The sequence below is a fragment of the Psychroserpens jangbogonensis genome, from assembly GCF_000797465.1.
Lineage (GTDB): Bacteria > Bacteroidota > Bacteroidia > Flavobacteriales > Flavobacteriaceae > Psychroserpens > Psychroserpens jangbogonensis.
The window spans coordinates 150302-169210 of record NZ_JSWG01000011.1 but is presented as its reverse complement, the minus strand read 5'-3'; the positions used below and the strand labels follow the sequence as shown (position 1 = coordinate 169210).

Genomic DNA, 18909 nt, shown 5'->3' with positions numbered 1-18909 from the left:
AATATATTTTATTTTTTGATAAATATGTTTGTGAAATACCATTTACCATCTATATTCTTTTCTGCAGAGACATCAAAATCTGTAAAGTCTCCTTCAATATTTGCTCTATGTCCTTCACTGTTAAGCCAAGCGTTAACAACAGACTCAGCAGAGCTAAATGCATAAGCTACATTTTCTGATACTTTTGTTGCAGATGCATTTTGTACTAAACTGTTCTTACGTTGAAAAAAGTTATCGTGAGATACATTATCAACTTCTACCATATAGTCTGTATGAGTATAGGCAACAGCTTTAATTGTATTATGATTATTTAATGCACTTAAACCATTATTAATTCTGTGCGTATTGATTAATTCTAAGATTTCTATTTCAATAAGTTTTGCAGCTGGAACATTTGCCAGTTCAACACTATCAATTGTTTCTTCAGGGAATTCTTCAGTAGAACAAGAAAACGATAACAAAGCAATTAATGCCAATAAAGGCAACATTTTAGTAGGTTTCATAAGTAGGGTTTTTATGATTCAAATAATCTAGATTTGGGGCCTAAGATTATTTTTAAACAAAAACAATTATTTAAACGGGGCATTTAAACAATTGTGTATTACATCGTAAATATATGTATTGTTGTCTATTTAAACGTCAATATATGTAGATAATCGATGAAATGCACAAATTTTATGAATATTCCTACAAAATTATTCAATTTATAGATATTATGAGTACATTATTAAAGTAGTTTAAGGAGATAAACGGTCTTGAATCCAATCGTAACTATCGTTTAATTTATATCGAATTCTATCATGAAGACGGTTTGGTCGTCCTTGCCAAAACTCAATTTCAACAGGCTTAACAATATAACCTCCCCAAAATTTTGGCCTAGGAATTTCTTTACCATCATACTCTTTCTCTAAAGCTTTCAAAGAATTCTCTATAACAGATCGATCTTCAATAGCCTCACTCTGATTTGAGACTAAAGCACCTAACTGACTACCTCTAGGTCTAGATTCGAAATAACCATCGCTTAAATTCTCTGCTATTTTTTCAGCTTTACCTTTTATAATAACTTGTCGTTCTGCTTCTGGCCAAAAAAATGATAAACACACATTCGGGTTATTAGCAATTGCCTTACCTTTTTCACTTTCATAGTTTGTATAAAATATAAAACCTTCGTAAGTGAATTTTTTAAGGAGCACTACTCTGCTTTTTGGAAAACCATCTTTACCAATAGTACTTATTGTCATAGCATTAATCTCACCAACATTGAAGTTTACTTCTACTTCATGGAACCACTTTTGGAAAACTTCTAAGGGATTATCGCTAAGATGCTTTTCTAGTAATTCTTGCTTTTCGTATGATTTTCTGTAACCGCCTAAATCTGTATTCATTTGGATGTATTATAAATTTTTATAGAGATTTTCTTTTTTAGCCTAATTATTTCATATAAATTTAAACAATAATCCCTTGAAATGACATTTGAAAACAGTAAATATTCTAAACTTTTAGATTATAAAAAAGTAGTTTTCCCATTCGGAAATGTATATATCACAAAACAATTTATAGTATCAGAATTAAATGAAGGCATACATGTCGATTTTACTATGGTTAGTGAATTGATTGGTGAATTTTCTGAAGACATAAGTAACGATATCAGAATAGGATATATTGCTAACCGACTTAACTCCTACTCTTTTGAACCTCAATTATGGCTTGATTTCAATAACGATTACGACTTTTTAGTTGCTAGTGCTGTTGTCACTTATAGCGATTTTGGCTATCTCAATTCTAGCTTAGAAAAGCATTTTTTTAAGAAAAGCCTAAAGCGATGTCATAGTTTAGATGAGGCTATAGAATGGATGATGGAATTGGATGAATTAAAATCGGAAGTCAATTCTAAATAAATACAAGATTTATACTATTCTAAAACTCAAATGTTTTTCCATCTTTTGCTAACTCTACATTTTCGAAAACCTCATTAGCTTCCTCTTTAAAAAGATCTAAATCGTTATACCTTGTAGAATAATGTCCTAAAATTAAAGTTTCCGCATTGGCTTGTTTTGCTATACTTGCTGCTTGTTTAGCTGTACTATGCTTTGTTGGAGCTGCTAGTTTTTCATTCTTTTCCAAAAACGTAGATTCATGATATAAGACATCTACATCTTTTATAATTGGCAAGATAGCTTCACTATATGCAGTATCACTGCAAAACGCATAACTCTTAGGTTTGTTTGGTGGTTTTGTAACAGATTCGTTCTTAACTAAATTTCCGTTTTCATCTTCGACATCAAAACCTTGCTTCAATTTTCTATAGTAAGCAACATCTATATCAGCATTCAAGACAGCATTCATATCTAATTTACGTTCACCTTCTTTTTCTTTAAATAGGAATCCGTTGGTATAAATACGATGATCTAATGGAATGGTATAAACTTCCACTTTATCATCTTCAAAAATCAATTCAGAGGTATCAGAAGTTAGTTCATGGAAAAAAAGCTTATAGTTGGTCCATGAATTAGACAATTTCATTTGAAGCGTTATAACTTCCTTTAATCCTTTTGGTGCATAGACATGCAAATCTGCTTCACGTGTTAAAAGTCTGAATGTAGAAATTAAGCCTACCAAACCGAAGCAATGATCACCATGTAAATGAGAAATAAAGATGTGTTTGATTCTTACAAATTTGACCTTATTTCTTCTCAATTCTACCTGAGTACCTTCACCACAATCAATTAAGAATGTGTGGTTTTTAATCTCTAAAACTTGAGAAGTTGGATTGGTATTGGTTCGTGGAGTAGCGCTATGACAGCCAAGGATAGTTAATTTCATAAGCTATTAAAACCCTAAATCACGCTCAATTTCTTCCATTTCTATTATATCGTAAGCCTCTTGCAATGTAGGTACAACAATAATTTCATCTGGATTTTCATCAAGGTTTGCTTTATTTGAAACTATAACAAACGAATGCTTAGCCTTTCGATGTTTATTGGACAATTGCAAAAACTCTACAATATCAGATAATACTACTTTATTTAAGGTAGTAATATTAATAATAATATTATCATTCTTGAAGCGCTCGTAAAGCACATCAATTTTTTTAACTAGCTCTAAAATAGAGGCCTTTTCCTGAGTAATAATAGATGTATTTCCGTTTTTGTCAAAAATCATAATCTTAGTGTTTTATTTTAGAAGCCAACAAGTAAATTACAGCCATCCTAATAGCGACGCCATTTTGAACTTGATCCAATATAATCGCTTGTTTTGAATCTGCGACATCACTTGTAATCTCAACACCACGATTTATTGGTCCTGGATGCATAATAACAATCTCTTTATCCAAAGAATCTAATAGTGCTTTAGTCACACCATACTGTTGTGAATATTCTCTTGTTGATGGAAAATAACTAATATCCATACGTTCATTTTGAACACGCAACATATTTGCTACATCACACCAGTTAAGTGCTTTTCGTAAATTAGTTTCAACTTTTACTCCTAAATCTTTTATATATTTTGGGAGCAAGGTTCTTGGACCACAAACCATAACATTAGCGCCTAATAATTGTAAAGCATAAATGTTTGACAAGGCCACTCTACTGTGTAAAATATCACCAACGATAACTACATTCTTTCCTTTAACTTCTCCAAAACGTTCTCTTATTGAATAGGTATCTAACAAAGCTTGGGTTGGATGCTCATGTGCTCCATCTCCTGCATTAATAATACTGGCATCTATATGTTTAGACAAAAATACACCAGCTCCAGGATTGGGATGACGCATTACTACCATATCTACTTTCATGGATAGAATGTTATTCACAGTATCTATTAACGTCTCTCCTTTTTTTACTGATGATTGTGATGCCGAAAAATTAATCACATCTGCAGAAAGTCGTTTTTCTGCCAATTCAAATGATAATTTTGTTCGTGTAGAATTTTCAAAAAATAAATTGGCAATAGTAATATCTCTTAGCGAAGGCACTTTTTTAATCGGTCTATTTATCACCTCTTTAAAGTGATCTGCCGTTTCAAAGATTAATTGCATATCTTTTTTGTTAAGATATTTAATTCCTAATAAGTGATTGACACTTAATTCGCTCATAGTCTTTAATTATTTATCAAATATACTGCGTCTTCTCCTTCGTTCTCAACCCAATTAACTTTCACTTTTTCTTCATTAATAGCATCTACTTGTCGTCCTCTATAGTTTGGCTGAATAGGTAAATGTCTACTAAATCGTCTATCTATTAATGTAAGCAATTCAATTTCATTTGGTCGTCCAAAAGATTGAATAGCAGTAAGTGCTGCTCTAATACTTCGTCCTGTATATAGCACATCATCAATAAAGACGATATTTTTATCTTCTATTAAAAAGTTGATTTCGGTAGTATTTGCTTCTAATATTTTTTCTCCTCTTCGGAAATCATCTCTAAAAAATGTAATATCTAAATGTCCTACTTCAACATTTTTAATCTTGTAATCATTTTTGAGCATAGCTGCTATTCGGTTAGAGAGATACTTCCCTCTTGGTTGTAATCCGATAAGAACAGTATTAGAAAAGTCGGTATGTTTTTCAATAAGTTGACAAGCCAATCTATGAAGAATGATGTTTACCTCTTTCGCATTAAGTAACACTTTTTGACTCATATGGTATCCAAACGTATTTGGTTGACAAAGTTAATGCAAAATTTTAGAAGTTGAAACATATATTATAGAAACAAAAAAGCCTTTCATTTCTGAAAGGCTTTTTAATATTTAAAAATTCAAGGAATTATTTTTTCCCGTCCAATTTATCTTTAAGAGCTTGTAAAGCTTCATTAGCATCACCTAAAGTTGGTTTTGCTTCTGCTGCTTGCGTCTCTTGTTTCTTAACAGCTGCTTTCACATTTGCCATTTCTTCTTCTTTGAAGATTGCAGTATGAGAAGCGACTACACGTTTAAATTCTTTATTGAATTCAATAATTTTAAACTCTGCAGATTCTCCTTTAGCTACTTTCTTACCGTCTTCTTTTTCTAAGTGACGTGAAGGAACAAAGGCAACGATATCTTCGTTAAAATCAATTGTAGCTCCTTTATCAACGATTTCACCAATGGCAGCAGTATGAATTGTACCTAAAGCAAATTCAGTTTCGTATTTGTCCCAAGGATTATCAGTAGTTTGTTTATGACCTAAAGATAATTTACGTCCTTCAACATCTAATTCTAATACGACAACATCTAAGTTATCACCTACGTTACAGAATTCACTAGGATGCTTGATTTTCTTAGTCCAAGATAAATCTGAGATATAAATCAATCCGTCGATACCTTCTTCTAATTCAACAAATACACCAAAGTTTGTAAAGTTACGTACAATACCTGTGTGTTTAGAACCTACAGGATACTTGCTTGTAATATCTGTCCATGGATCTGGTGTTAATTGCTTAATACCAAGAGACATTTTACGATCTTCTCTATCAAGAGTTAAGATTTGAGCTTCGATTACATCACCAACAGATACAAAATCTTGAGCAGAACGTAAATGTGTTGACCAAGACATTTCACTTACGTGAACTAATCCTTCTACACCTTCTTCTACTTCAACAAAAGCACCATAATCAGCTATAACAACAACTTTTCCTTTTACATTATCGCCAACTTTTACAGTTTCACCTAATGCTTCCCAAGGATGTTTGCTTAATTGTTTAAGACCTAATTGAATTCTAGACTTATCTTCATCAAAGTCTAAGATTACAACATTAAGTTTTTGATCTAATTCTACGATTTCATTTGGATGATTAATTCTTGACCATGATAAGTCAGTAATGTGAATTAATCCGTCAACTCCACCAAGATCAATAAATACACCATAAGAAGTAATATTCTTAACTGTACCTTCTAATACTTGACCTTTTTCTAATTGACCAATGATTTCTTTTTTCTGTTCTTCAATATCAGCTTCAATTAAAGCTTTATGAGATACAACTATGTTTTTGAATTCGTGGTTGATTTTCACAACTTTAAATTCCATAGTTTTATTTACATATTGATCGTAATCTCTAATAGGCTTCACATCAATTTGAGAACCTGGTAAGAATGCTTCAATACCAAATACGTCAACGATCATACCACCTTTAGTTCTGCATTTCACAAAACCATTTACGATTTCACCTGTATCATGTGCACTATTTACACGATCCCAAGCTTTGATTACTCTTGCTTTTCTGTGTGATAATACTAATTGACCAGTTGCGTCTTCACGAACATCAATTAATACTTCTACTTTGTCACCAACTTTAAGATCTGGATTGTAACGGAACTCATTAAGAGAAATTACACCTTCAGACTTAGCATTGATATCAATGATAGCATCTCTATCAGAAATATGAATAACTTCACCTTCTACAACTTCGTCATTTAGTGTATCAACGAAATTTTCTGCTACTAGTTTTTCGAATTCTACTAATTGCTCATCGTCAACTTGATCGATACCTTCTTCGTAGTTGTGCCAGTTAAAATCTTTTAAGAATTTTTCAGGATTTGCTTGTGACTCAGATACTTTTGGAGTCTCAACTGTTTGTGTTTCTGTAGTTTCAACAGTTGTCGCTTCAGTAGTTTCTACCTCAGCTTGTTTAGTTTCTTTTTCAGACATGTGCTGAATTAAAATTTGTATTCTGTATGCTTAGAAAGAATTAAGCGATAACACACAGAAGCGTTATTTTTTGTTATGATTTATTCCTTTTATCTATCTATATCTCGCTAAAAGGAGTGCAAAAATACACTTTATTTACTATAAAACAAAATAAAAGAACAATAGTCTAACTAATTGAATTTCAGAATATAAAATTATTCAAAAATCGCGTAAAGGTCTTTAAATTTTTGGTACATAATTTGGTATATTTACAATAGTATTAACACTAAATTAAAAACACAAATTATTATGGTAAGATCAAAATACCAAAGCGTATTAGACTTAGGACAAACATTAAACATCGAGAATGGTGATGTGAAAGAAGAAAATGGCGTATTAAAAGTTACTGGGACTGCAAAAACACAATACGAGAAAAACTTATTATGGGATAGCATCAAAGAAGCTGGAGGAGATAACCCATCTGATATAATGGCAGACATAAAAGTTGCTGACTTATCGGTATATCATAGACACACTGTTAAAAGTGGTGAAACTTTAGGTAAAATTGCAAAGCATTATTTTGGAGATCCAATGAAGTATAAAGAAATTTTTGCAGCGAATTCTGATATTCTTAAAAACCCTGATTTAATTCATCCTGATCAAGAATTAATCATTCCTAATTTATCTTAAAAACGGATAAAGAGTTATAAAAAAGGCGACCAATGGTCGCTTTTTTTATGTTTCATGATGATGTTTTATTAGTCTTACGATGGCATGGTATAACTAATCCAAAAAAACAGTATCATGAAACATTTAAAATTTATTTTTTTATCCCTTTTAATTATCTCTACAATCTCTTGCAGCAAAGACGATGACAGTTCAGAAGATGATGAAGATGACATTCAACAGCTTGTTGAAAATTTTGTGACACCAGACCTCATTGCCACTTTAGTAGAGTTAGGCTACACGTTTAGGGATGGTAATGATACTCCAAATATTTCTGGGAATTTCTTATATACTCCACATGCTTTCAAGTCTTCAAATATTCCAGGAGATTTATTTGAAATCGGATATCTTTTTAGTGATAACACTTATGAATTTTCTAATCTAAATCCTGAAAACAGAACATTTACATTTAGTAATACTAATAATGCAGGAAGTGATTTTGGAGACGTCACAGATACATTCTACTCCGGAAATGGAAATGAATTCTCAGCATATATCAAATTATCTACAACAATAGACGACAACACAGCAATTATATTATACGCTATTTCTGGTATAATTACTGAAGATGGAATTTCAGAAGCAGAAGATGCTGTAATTATGTTAGATAATATGGGAAACCCTAGTGGTTATTATATTGAAAATGGAAAAGGAAGACTTTCTATAGATGATGATGGAAGCGCAATGCGAATAATAGAATAATTACGTCCGGTCTACAAGAACAATTTTATCACTTTTATAAGTTAGTAGGCAGAATCATTTTTTTTATAAAGTGATTGTATTTTATCTTCAGAAAGTTTGAAAATAAATTCAAATTGCTCATCTAAGGTCAAATTAGAATTATCAACCTTAATAGCATCTTCTGCCATTGTTAATGGTGAATCTTCTCTAGTAGAGTCTATATGATCTCGTGATTGAACGTTATTTAAAACCGCTTCAAAACTCACATCATCGCCTCTTTCAATGAGTTCGTCATAACGACGTTTTGCTCTTTTTTCTGCGGAAGCTGTCATAAATAGTTTTAATTCGGCATCAGTAAATACAACTGTTCCAATATCACGACCATCCATAACAACACCTTTATGTTTGCCAAAGTTTTGTTGCTGTAACACCAATTGTTCTCTCACTTTTGAAACTGTTGCTACTTGACTAACAAATTGAGAGACTTCGAGCGTCCGTATATTCTTCTCAATATTTTGGCCATTGAGGTACACTTCAGCAAAACCTAAATCAGCATTGAATTTAAAACTAATTTGAATATTATCCAGTTGTTCTATAAGTTGTTCTTTATCAAAACAATCTTTTTCTATCAAACCGTTTTGCATAGCGTAGAAAGTCACAGCTCGATACATAGCTCCAGAATCGACATAGACGTAGCCTAAAGCTTTGGCTAATCGTTTAGCGACTGTACTTTTTCCAGTTGAAGAAAATCCGTCTATTGCTATTGTTATTTTATGCATTATCGTAAATCAATTTGTAGTCCGAAGAAACTAGTGTTCGAAGCACTTGTATATCTAGCATGCGTATAACTAAATCGCATTTTATTTAATTTAATTCCAATCCCAAAAGATAATCCTGAGAAATTACGTTGTTCTTCCAAGCGTAATTCTTCAGCTCTTCTAAAGTTATAACCTAATCTCAAACTAAATCCACGTTCAGGAAATAATTCTGCTCCAATTACAGTATGACGCATTACTTCATTTAAAAAACCAACCTCTTCTTGAGTTTGATTTCCATCTAAATCTGTTGTTGCCCTTGCTGGATTGGCAAAAGATAATGGCCACTTCTGTAAATTCTCGAAGGTTAAATGCCAACGCAAAGGTACATTTTCTAGTGTTTGTGATAAACCTAATGAAATCTCTAAAGGCAACTTTTCATTAAGTCCAGCATAAGTTACTATTTGAGTACCTAAATTTCTAATACTTAATGCTGCATGAAAATCTAACTTCTCATTAATATACATCGCTCCTAAGTCGGCTGCAACACCTATAGAATTATATTGTTCTAATTTAGACGTAATCATTTTGAGGTTTGCACCCACAAAAAAATCAGTAAATGGAATTTGATACGCATAACCTGCTGACAATGCCGCTTCATTACCAGTAAAGGTTCCTGTAGATACTCCATTTTGATCATAACCATCAAACTCTCCATAGTTGATATATGTCATTCCTATATGCAAGGTTTGTACATGTCTATCCCAAGTATATGCATATGCAGCCGTTCCATAACTTATACCTCCTAAATAACTTGAATAATTTACAGCCAATTGATTGTCCATTTCTGCATTTATACTTGCAGGATTGAATAAGCCACTAGTAACATCATAATCGTAATTGGTTATAACCTTACCTCCAAGAGCTGCTTGACGAGGAGAAGACACCAAATTTAAAAATTGAAATGTAGACTCACCTCCTACTTGTGCGAAAAATGTAGAGGTCGTCAAAAGACAAATAAATGTGGTAATTTTCTTTAGCATATAAGTTTGCAAAGTAAATAATTCTATCTTAAAACGACAAGTTGTCCTTTTTATTTTTTTGAAAGAGTTGAATTCTGATTTAACTGAAGTTCTTGTCCAATTTTGATTAAATTGTTTGACAAACTATTTTCATTTTTTATGTCATCAACTGTAGTGTTATTACGCTTTGCAATATTATATAATGTGTCACCTTTTGAAACGACCCAAACGATATTTGAAGGCTCCTCTAATGATTCAAAATTTCTAACTCTTAAGGTCTCACCGACTTTTATGAGAGTCGTTTCTAAATCATTTGCACTCTTTAGTTGACCTAAACTCGTATTATACCGTTTTGCTAACAGATATAGATTTTCACCTTCTTTAACCATATGAAAATCGGATGTACTGGTCATTACATCAGTAGAAACCTTATAATCGTTAGCTTCTGACGAGCTATTCGTCTGTTCAGGTGTTTTAGATTCTGTCATTTGCATAGAATCTTCAACTTTGTCGACTACTAAATTGACAGAATCTACAGTCGCTACATTTTGAGCATTGTCAGAAACAACAGACATATCTTTAATTAAATTAGTCTTTATTTCCGTACGCGTATCTAGAACTGAATCTTTAATTTTTTTAGCGCTTCTAGATTTAGCAATCTCTCCATTAGTAAAAGTTATTTCTCCAGTTACCAAATTCAGTTTTGCTGGTTTGCCGTCCAAAAGCACATCTTTAAAAGTATCGGTTTGAGCAGTAGCTTCAAAACATGAAGCAATTACAACAAAAACCATAGCCAGTACCTTAAAGTTTTTTAGCATTTTTTACTTTTTGATTTGTTAATGCAAATTTTACAACATCACTCATCTCCTTAACATAGTGAAACTTTAACCCTTTCAAATATTCAGGCTTAATTTCTTCTATATCTCTCCTATTATCTTCACAAAGTAAAATCTCTTTAATTCTAGCACGTTTAGCTGCTAATATCTTTTCTTTAATTCCGCCTACTGGTAACACTTTACCTCTTAAAGTAATCTCTCCAGTCATGGCTAAACTATTTTTCACTTTACGTTGTGTAAACAAAGATACTAAACTAGTTAACATAGTCACACCAGCACTTGGGCCATCTTTAGGTGTTGCTCCTTCTGGCACGTGAATATGTACATTATACTTACCAAAAATATCTGGATTTATGCCAAATTCATCGGCATTCGCTTTGATATATTCCATAGCAATAGTTGCCGACTCTTTCATTACTTTACCTAAGTTTCCAGTAATCGTAAGATTTCCTTTTCCTTTTGATAAAATAGACTCAATAAATAAAATATCACCTCCAACACGAGTCCAAGCTAATCCAGTAACAACTCCAGCTACGTTATTGTTTTCATATTTATCGCGCTCTAATCTTGGTGGACCTAAGACATCAATAACATCTTTATTTGTCACTTTAAGGTTATATTCTTCTTCCATAGCAATATTCTTGGCAGCATGACGCACCATTTTTGCTATTTGCTTTTCTAAACCACGCACACCTGATTCTCTAGTGTAACCTTCAACAATCTTTTCTAATTGAGGCTTAGCAATTTTTAAATGTTTGTCTGTTAAACCATGTTCTTTTAATTGCTTCGGAAGTAAATGACGTTTTCCTATCTCCACTTTTTCTTCAATTGTATAACCTGTAACATTAATAATCTCCATTCGATCTAATAATGCTGGTTGAATGGTATTTAAACTATTAGAAGTAGCAATAAACATCACTTTAGACAAATCAAATCCCATTTCAAGGAAGTTATCATGGAATTCATTATTTTGTTCTGGGTCTAATACTTCTAATAACGCAGAAGAAGGATCACCTTGATGTGAATTTGAAAGCTTATCAATTTCATCTAAAACAAAGACAGGATTTGATGTTCCGGCTTTCTTCAAGCTCTGAATGATTCTTCCTGGCATAGCACCTATATACGTTTTACGATGTCCTCTAATTTCAGCTTCATCTCTTAAACCACCTAAAGACATACGTACATACTTTCGTCCTAAAGCTTCAGCTATAGACTTCCCTAAAGAGGTTTTACCAACTCCTGGAGGTCCATATAAACAAAGAATAGGGGATTTCATATCGTTACGCAATTTTAAAACTGCGAGGTATTCTATGATCCGTTTTTTAACATCATCTAATCCATAATGATCACGATCTAAGATTCGCATTGCTCGTTTTAAATCGAATTTATCTATACTGAAATCATCCCATGGAAGATCTAAGAATAAGTCCAAATAGTTTCGTTGAATAGAATACTCAGCTACTTGAGGATTCATACGTTGCATTTTTGATAGTTCTTTATCAAAATGTTCTGAAACTGTATCATTCCACTTTTTCTTTTTAGCACGAAGACGCATCTCTTCAATTTCTTCACCAGAAGACACACCACCTCCAAGTTCTTCTTGAATAGTTTTCATCTGTTGATGTAAGAAATACTCACGTTGCTGCTGATTCATATCACTTTGAACCTTAGACTGAATATCATTTTTGAGCTCCAATTTCTGAAGTTCAACATTCATGAATTTCAAAGTAGCAAGTGCACGTTCCTTTAAGTCATTAATTTCTAATAATTCTTGCTTCTGCTTTACAGAAAGATTCATATTAGAAGACACAAAATTTACCAAAAACGAATTACTCTCAATGTTCTTTATAGCAAATGACGCTTCTGTTGGAATATTAGGACTGTCTTTTATAATTTGAAGAGACAAATCTTTAATAGATTCAATAATAGCAGAAAACTCTTCATTATCAACAGCTGGTTTCGCTTCAGGAACATCCTTTACAGTAGCGGTTAAATAAGGGTCTTCAGAAATAACATCTTGAATTTCAAAACGCTTTTTTCCTTGTATGATAATTGTTGTATTACCATCAGGCATTTTAAGAACCTTCAATATACGAGCAACAGTACCTTTTTGGAAAATATCTTTTCCTGTTGGATCTTCGATATTTTCATCTTTTTGAGAAACTACTCCAATTACCTTGCTGCCTTTATTAGCATCATTAATTAGTTTGATAGATTTATCTCTACCTGCTGTAATAGGAATTACAACTCCAGGAAATAAAACCGTATTACGCAATGGTAATATTGGTAATGAATCAGGAAGGGTTTCATTATTTATTTCTGCTTCATCTTCAGGTGTCATTAAAGGAATTAATTCTGAATTTTCATCAAAATCCTGAAATGACAAACTGTCAAGCTTTAAGAAATTAGACTTCGCCATAATATTTTTTTAGTCATTCTGTCATTAAAACAACAGAACTTATCGATTTATAATTATTCAAATAATCACATTTAACATTGTATATCAATTGTTTACAATGTAAAAGTAATTATATACCTTTATCTAATTCCAATAGTTATGCCATTAAGCTTCATAAAATTAAAAACTTTTTTTATTAAAAGTGTAACAATTCAATTACTATTTCATCTCTATAATAAAGCATTTGTTTTTTGACACTAACCAATCAAAATATAGAGCAGTTACTGCAGCTTTGTAAATCTGGCGACCAGCATGCGCAAATGGAAGTCTATAACAGATATTACAAAGCAATGTATAACACGGCATTCAGAATTGTTAAAGACAGTTTCGAGGCCGAGGACATCATGCAAGATTCGTTTTTAACCGCTTTCACAAAGTTGGATAGTCTTAAAGAGATTAAAACATTTGGATCCTGGTTAAAACGCATCGTAATAAACAATAGTATTTATCATTATAAAAAGAATAATAAATATGAAGATGTCCCTTTAGATAATGTGCTTTATAAAGTTGAAGATCATTCTGGAATAATAGAAACTGATGACATTTCAAACATGAAAGTGAATCGCGTTTTAGAAACTATGAAGTCTCTTAAAGATACTTACAGAATGGGATTGACATTACATTTGATAGAAGGCTATGATTATGAGGAAATATGTGAAATCATGAACATAACTAACGCCAATTGTAGAACATTAATTTCACGAGCTAAAGAAAGCTTGAGGAAAAAATTAGAGCCTATGGCCTCTTAATACGATTAACATGGAAAAAGATAATATTGATACACTTTTTGGAAGACTTGAAAATGAGTTTGATATTGATATGCCAAACTCTGGTCATCAAAATCGATTTTTAGAAAAGCTTAATCAGCAAAATACAATAGCTGTTAATAGTACTCAACAAAAATCAAGTTACTGGAAACCTTTCTTAGCTGTTGCAGCGTCTCTGGTATTATGTTTTAGCATATTTACATTTATGCAACAACAGGAACCAGACTTAAAAGATTTGGCGAATGTGTCTCCAGAACTATCTAGAACTCAAGACTTTTTTACGCTAGCAATTCAAAATGAATTAGCAACCCTTGAAACTGAACGCAGTCCAGAAACTGAAGAATTGATTAATGATGCTTTAAAACAACTATTTGTTTTAGAAGGGAATTATGAAAAACTTAAAAAAGATCTTACGGATTCTGGTGATGACAACCGTGTTGTTTACGCAATGATTTCAAACTTCCAAAGTAGAATTAATGTTTTAGAAAATGTTTTAGAAAACATAAAGGAAGTCAAAGAATTTAAGAGCAATGAATCCAATCAGAATACATTATAAAAATTAAAAATCAACAAAAAACGTTCCTGAACAGTTACAACTATAATGGAATACAAATCACAATTATCATGAAAACACAATTACTATACAAATTACTGTTTGCTTTTATACTAGTTCCAACATTAGTATTTGCAGGCAACTCAAAAAGTTGGTCTGGCAAACACACTAAAGAAAAAACAATTACAAAAGAGTTTTCTGTATCTAGCGATGCAACTCTAAAAGTAGACAATAGCTATGGTAACATTGATATTGTTACTTATGAAGGCTCAACAATTAGTATTGAAGTACATATTAAAACCAATGGTGATGATATCGAAAAAGTACAAGACAAAATTGATGACATTGAAGTAGAATTTAATGCATCATCTTCATCAGTAATGGCTAAAACAATTTTTAGCAAAGGAAAATCTAAATCTTGGTGGAATTGGGGAAAAAACAATAATGTGAATATGTCTATTAATTACATTATCAAGCTTCCAATTACCAATAACGTTGACTTGAATAATGATTATGGAAGTATTACACTTGATAAACTTGAAGGTCGAGCTGAAATTAATTGTGACTATGGGAAAATTACGACTAAAGAATTAATGGCTGATAACAATGATATTAAGTTTGACTATACTAATAACTCTTATTTTGAATATATTAAAAGTGGTAGTATAAATGCAGATTATAGTGGATTCACGGTAGGAAAGACTAAATCACTAGACATCAATGCAGATTATTCAAAATCAGAAATTGAATTAGCAGAAAACGTCTCTTACAATTGTGATTATGGATCAATGAAAGTTAATAACGCTAACAATGTTGAAGGTAATGGCGATTATTTAACCCTAAGACTAGGAACTATTTATAAAAATGTAAATATCAAAGCAGATTACGGTTCTATAAAAATTGGTAAAATGGCAGCAAACGCTGGGAATATTGAAATAGAATCAGATTACTGTGGCATCACTATTGGCTACGATTCTGATTATGCATTCAATTTTGATATCGATTTAGAGTATGCGTCCTTAAGAGATGCTGATCACTTTGAGTTTACAAAAAAACGTATTGAATCTTCAGACAAATACTATCTAGGTTACTACGGAAATTCAAATAGCGGAAATATGATTAGAATCAAATCTGAATACGGAAGCGTAACATTCAAAAAAAATCAATAATCAATTAAAAAAAATCAATAATGAAAACATCAATCTTACTTACTGCACTTTTATTTTGTATCACATTTAGTTATGCTGGAAACAAGAATATAAAAGGGAATGGAAAAATGACAACAACTACAAGATCAACAGCTGACTATGATGGCATTAAATGCGCTGGTTCATTTGATTATGTTTTAGTTGCAGGTACTGAAGGGAAAATTACAATTGAAGGTGAAGAAAACTTATTACAATATGTGATTACTGAAATCAAAGACAACAATCTTATTATAAAAACAAAAAAGAATGTCAACCTTAAACCAAGTAATAATAAAACTATAAAAATTACAATTCCTTTTAAAGACATTAGCAATGTATCGCTTGCTGGTTCTGGTGATTTATGGAATGAAGATGTCATTACCTCAACAAATTTAGAAGTTGCATTAGCAGGTTCAGGTGATATTGTTTTAAACATTGCAGCTACCAATACTGAAGGTAAAGTAGCAGGTTCTGGTGATTTAACTTTAAAAGGAAATACAAACAAGCTTGAAGCTAAAGTAGCAGGTTCTGGAGATTTTCATGGATTTAATTTACAGTCTAATCATACAGTAGTTGCTGTTGCAGGTTCTGGAGATGCCGAAGTTGTAAGTAATGAAAGTTTAAAAGCTAGAGTTTCAGGTTCGGGTGATATTGAATACAGAGGAAACCCAAAAACGGAAGATACTAAAGTTGCTGGTTCTGGAAGCATTAGCAACTAGACACAACAACTAAAACGAAAAAGCCACAAACTTCAAATTGAAGTTTGTGGCTTTTTTTTTGCTTTTTATATTTTAATAAGATAAATCCACTATACCTTGAGCTAAGTTTAAATCGGCTCCATCTGTTCTAGTAACAATGCCACCAAATGTTCCTTGAATTACACCTCCTGAATTTACAGTAATATTATTAGTAAAATCGTCAAAACCATCAGTATTTGGAAAAAAATCGCCTCCAATTAAGGTTAATTTAAAATTTTGCATTACATCTACTCCAGTAGTACCTTCTGATACTTCAAAATATACATGGTAATTAGCTCCTTGTTCAGTATTACTACCATTAACAATAACTAATCCTGAGTTTAAAGCAACACTATTTGTAATAAATTGGATATTTAATGTTCCAGCAGTTACACTTAAAGTACCAGATGTATTTGTTGGAGTACAATCTCCCAATCCATCAATTATAGCTTGCATACTTCCATTTGTATCTCCACAAACTGTTATTTTGTTTTGTAAAGCTGCTTTATAGGCATTACATAAATCAGTATTAGAAGTATCTGCATTATAGACAGTTTCTGCTGCAGTAGTTGCCGCAGTTGCTGCTTCACAAGGATCCGAAATAACGACTCCACAATCTCCTAAACTATCAATTTGAATTTGTAAAGTTCCATCTGGATCACCACAAAATTGTATTTGAACGATTAAAGCGTTTCTGTACGCTGTACATAATTCAGCATATGTCTCCTCTGTAACAGCTAAAAACGCAATTGCTGCATCTTGAGTATTCAAAGCAGCTATTTCGCAAGAAAGCTCAGTATCAGTTACAAAATCGCCCTCTAAAGGTTCATCTTCACATGTGAACGCTGTAAGAAGAATGAATATTGAAAATAGAAATGATATTTTTTTCATTATATAAGTATAATATAGGTTTATGCAAACATACTAATTTCCAACAAACTCTATATTTGATTATGGTTATATATAAAAAAAGACCAGAGAAAACTCTGATCTTTTTTTATAATTTATGTTGTTTAATTCTATTCCAATTTTTGCCATACCGAAGATGAATTTATAACCGTACTCGCATCTAAATTATTATCTTCTTGAAGTTGCTCCTCATCTTGGAAAAAAGTCAGTGTTTGACCATCTGCACTTAATGTAAAATCAGCGTCTTGATCTACATCATCTACAGCTGCTGGCATGCCATCAACTTCAAAATCAAGAAAAGATCCATTAATAGTCATAACATTCCCATTTGTACTATACACTCCTTCTCCAAAAACATCAGTATAGGCATCAGTATAACTATCATTTAATTCACCATTTACAATAGTAGTAGACATAAGTTCATAATCTCCTGAAACGGTATAATCAGTTTCTGTAAACACTAGATTGTAATCAGCTGACACTAGTTCTGTTGAAAAATCTAAAACAAACTCTCCACCATCAAAAGTTGTGGTAGATGTAATATCTGCATTAAATTCGACCAAAGCCCAAGTTCCGACAAGCGAAGCATTATTATTGTTATTATCATTGTTATCTATTTCTTCACTCACAAAATCGCCTTCTAAAGGTTCATTTTCACAAGTAAAGGCGGTTAATAACATGAAGATCGAAAATAAAATTCCTAATTTTTTCATTGTATACGTATAATTGGGTTTGTACAAACATACTAATTTATTTTAAAGGTTTTATTTAAAAGTACATCCTATAGATTCATTACATAAAAAAGCCACTATGCAAAATAGTGGCTTCTTAAATTCTTTATAAATAATTAATCAAAATAGTCATCATCTAAAGAGTAATCAAAAGTACCATTCATACAATCAAATGGACCAATATCTCCGTTATTACCTGATCGCATAAATGTAAACTCAAATGTTCCTCTAATAATGCGGTCAGCCAAATTAAACTCAGTAATAGTGATGGTTCCTTCATTTTCAAAAGCTTGTGGATAATCATCATTATTAAAGTAAACAATATTGTAATGAGGTGTTGGTGTAACACCACTATCAAAAAAGTCTACAACATCATCTCCTAAATTATATGTTCCTTCACTCCAACTACTTTGTGGAATCCATATTGTAATCTCTTTAGTAAATTCTGTTGGATTAATAGTTTGGTAAGTAGTATTTCCTTGAATACGAATATAATCTTCATCACTAAAATATGAGTAAGTTACTATACCTATGGCTTTATTAAAAAAATTGAATCCATTTGGTTTCATCACATTAAACTGTTCACCAGCAATATTAGCCGTCATTAATGCTTGAATAGGACCGTTACTACTTTGTGTACAATCTCCTAAATTATCAATTAATAATTGAATATTTCCAGTCTCATCTCCACACTCTTGTTTTACGTTTTCTAATGCAGCTTTATAAGCGATACATCTTTGAGTAAAATTTAGTTCATTAGCGTCATTAAAATCTGCTAATGCCTCTGCAGCTGCTAGTGTGACTACATCACAATCGCTAGGATCATCTCCATCATCTGAGGAAGAATCGCTATCGCAATTAAGCATTAAACATATAGCTAGTAGGCTAAAAATAAAATTTAGTTTTTTCATGATATAAAATTTGAAATTTGTTCAGACAAACA

General features: G+C 31.8%; 21 protein-coding genes. 7 read left to right on the top strand and 14 right to left on the bottom strand.

Annotated features, from left to right (window positions below):
* Nucleotides 1-8: 8 nt before the first annotated feature.
* Together RH81_RS12040 and pdxH are read right to left on the bottom strand one after the other, a co-directional pair.
* The gene (locus RH81_RS12040; RefSeq protein ID WP_033960622.1) at nt 9-503 is read right to left on the bottom strand and encodes a CAP domain-containing protein; all 495 of its coding nucleotides are present in this window, start codon (nt 501-503) and stop codon (nt 9-11) included.
* A gap of 234 nt (nt 504-737) precedes the next feature.
* Nucleotides 738-1385, bottom strand: coding sequence for a pyridoxamine 5'-phosphate oxidase (pdxH, locus tag RH81_RS12035; protein WP_033960620.1), 648 nt, complete (start codon nt 1383-1385; stop codon nt 738-740).
* An 81-nt stretch (nt 1386-1466) separates the two neighbouring features.
* Between pdxH and RH81_RS12030 the strand changes: the two genes are divergently transcribed.
* Entirely contained in the window at nt 1467-1898 is a 432-nt protein-coding gene (locus tag RH81_RS12030; RefSeq protein ID WP_033960618.1) for a hypothetical protein, read from the top strand.
* 19 nt (nt 1899-1917) lie between these two features.
* Here the strand turns inward: RH81_RS12030 and RH81_RS12025 are convergent, their stop codons facing one another.
* The 5 genes from RH81_RS12025 to rpsA all read right to left on the bottom strand — a co-directional run bounded on the left by RH81_RS12025 (nt 1918) and on the right by rpsA (nt 6625).
* The gene (locus RH81_RS12025) at nt 1918-2823 is read right to left on the bottom strand and encodes a ribonuclease Z (protein ID WP_033960616.1); all 906 of its coding nucleotides are present in this window, start codon (nt 2821-2823) and stop codon (nt 1918-1920) included.
* 6 nt (nt 2824-2829) lie between these two features.
* Entirely contained in the window at nt 2830-3162 is a 333-nt protein-coding gene (locus tag RH81_RS12020) for a hypothetical protein (protein WP_033960614.1), read from the bottom strand.
* Nucleotides 3163-3166: 4 nt separating this feature from the next.
* A complete protein-coding gene (locus RH81_RS12015; protein ID WP_033960612.1) occupies nt 3167-4096 on the bottom strand; it encodes an aspartate carbamoyltransferase catalytic subunit in 930 nt (309 codons plus the stop codon).
* 5 nt (nt 4097-4101) lie between these two features.
* On the bottom strand, nt 4102-4641 hold the full coding sequence (gene pyrR, locus RH81_RS12010) for a bifunctional pyr operon transcriptional regulator/uracil phosphoribosyltransferase PyrR (protein WP_033960611.1): 540 nt from the start codon (nt 4639-4641) through the stop codon (nt 4102-4104).
* Nucleotides 4642-4765: 124 nt separating this feature from the next.
* Nucleotides 4766-6625 (bottom strand): 30S ribosomal protein S1, encoded by a 1860-nt coding sequence (gene rpsA / locus RH81_RS12005; protein WP_033960609.1) that lies wholly within the window; start codon nt 6623-6625, stop codon nt 4766-4768.
* 288 nt (nt 6626-6913) lie between these two features.
* On the opposite strand from rpsA, the gene RH81_RS12000 reads away from it, so the two are divergent.
* Nucleotides 6914-7294 carry a LysM peptidoglycan-binding domain-containing protein gene (locus RH81_RS12000; protein WP_173424371.1) on the top strand — a complete coding sequence of 127 codons (381 nt, stop codon included), beginning with the start codon at nt 6914-6916 and terminating at the stop codon, nt 7292-7294.
* Between the two features lie 114 nt (nt 7295-7408).
* The gene (locus RH81_RS11995) at nt 7409-8032 is read left to right on the top strand and encodes a hypothetical protein (protein ID WP_033960605.1); all 624 of its coding nucleotides are present in this window, start codon (nt 7409-7411) and stop codon (nt 8030-8032) included.
* Nucleotides 8033-8073: 41 nt separating this feature from the next.
* Here the strand turns inward: RH81_RS11995 and cmk are convergent, their stop codons facing one another.
* Genes cmk through lon form a run of 4 tightly spaced genes read right to left on the bottom strand, consistent with a single transcriptional unit; the run spans nt 8074 to nt 13043 of the window.
* The gene (cmk, locus tag RH81_RS11990; RefSeq protein ID WP_033960603.1) at nt 8074-8790 is read right to left on the bottom strand and encodes a (d)CMP kinase; all 717 of its coding nucleotides are present in this window, start codon (nt 8788-8790) and stop codon (nt 8074-8076) included.
* On the bottom strand, nt 8790-9809 hold the full coding sequence (porQ, locus tag RH81_RS11985) for a type IX secretion system protein PorQ (RefSeq protein WP_033960601.1): 1020 nt from the start codon (nt 9807-9809) through the stop codon (nt 8790-8792). The genes cmk and porQ overlap by 1 nt, the downstream gene beginning before the upstream one ends.
* Before the next feature lie 50 nt (nt 9810-9859).
* On the bottom strand, nt 9860-10606 hold the full coding sequence (locus tag RH81_RS17270) for a lytic transglycosylase (RefSeq protein ID WP_033960599.1): 747 nt from the start codon (nt 10604-10606) through the stop codon (nt 9860-9862).
* Nucleotides 10590-13043, bottom strand: coding sequence for an endopeptidase La (gene lon, locus RH81_RS11975; RefSeq protein ID WP_033960598.1), 2454 nt, complete (start codon nt 13041-13043; stop codon nt 10590-10592). Before lon ends, RH81_RS17270 begins: the two co-directional genes overlap by 17 nt.
* A gap of 230 nt (nt 13044-13273) precedes the next feature.
* On the opposite strand from lon, the gene RH81_RS11970 reads away from it, so the two are divergent.
* From RH81_RS11970 to RH81_RS11955, 4 genes are all read left to right on the top strand, one after another.
* Nucleotides 13274-13831: an RNA polymerase sigma factor gene (locus RH81_RS11970; protein ID WP_033960597.1), complete on the top strand. Its 558-nt coding sequence runs from the start codon at nt 13274-13276 to the stop codon at nt 13829-13831.
* Between the two features lie 10 nt (nt 13832-13841).
* A complete protein-coding gene (locus RH81_RS11965; protein ID WP_033960596.1) occupies nt 13842-14405 on the top strand; it encodes a hypothetical protein in 564 nt (187 codons plus the stop codon).
* A gap of 68 nt (nt 14406-14473) precedes the next feature.
* Nucleotides 14474-15571, top strand: a complete 1098-nt coding sequence (locus RH81_RS11960) for a hypothetical protein (protein ID WP_033960595.1) — start codon at nt 14474-14476, stop codon at nt 15569-15571.
* Nucleotides 15572-15591: 20 nt separating this feature from the next.
* On the top strand, nt 15592-16308 hold the full coding sequence (locus tag RH81_RS11955; RefSeq protein ID WP_033960593.1) for a head GIN domain-containing protein: 717 nt from the start codon (nt 15592-15594) through the stop codon (nt 16306-16308).
* A 72-nt stretch (nt 16309-16380) separates the two neighbouring features.
* Here RH81_RS11955 and RH81_RS11950 read toward each other — a convergent pair whose 3' ends face one another.
* The 3 genes from RH81_RS11950 to RH81_RS11940 form a co-directional block, all read right to left on the bottom strand.
* Entirely contained in the window at nt 16381-17217 is an 837-nt protein-coding gene (locus RH81_RS11950; RefSeq protein WP_033960592.1) for a hypothetical protein, read from the bottom strand.
* 128 nt (nt 17218-17345) lie between these two features.
* Nucleotides 17346-17948, bottom strand: a complete 603-nt coding sequence (locus tag RH81_RS11945) for a hypothetical protein (RefSeq protein WP_033960591.1) — start codon at nt 17946-17948, stop codon at nt 17346-17348.
* A 134-nt stretch (nt 17949-18082) separates the two neighbouring features.
* On the bottom strand, nt 18083-18877 hold the full coding sequence (locus RH81_RS11940; RefSeq protein ID WP_033960590.1) for a hypothetical protein: 795 nt from the start codon (nt 18875-18877) through the stop codon (nt 18083-18085).
* Between the last annotated feature and the right edge of the window lie 32 nt (nt 18878-18909).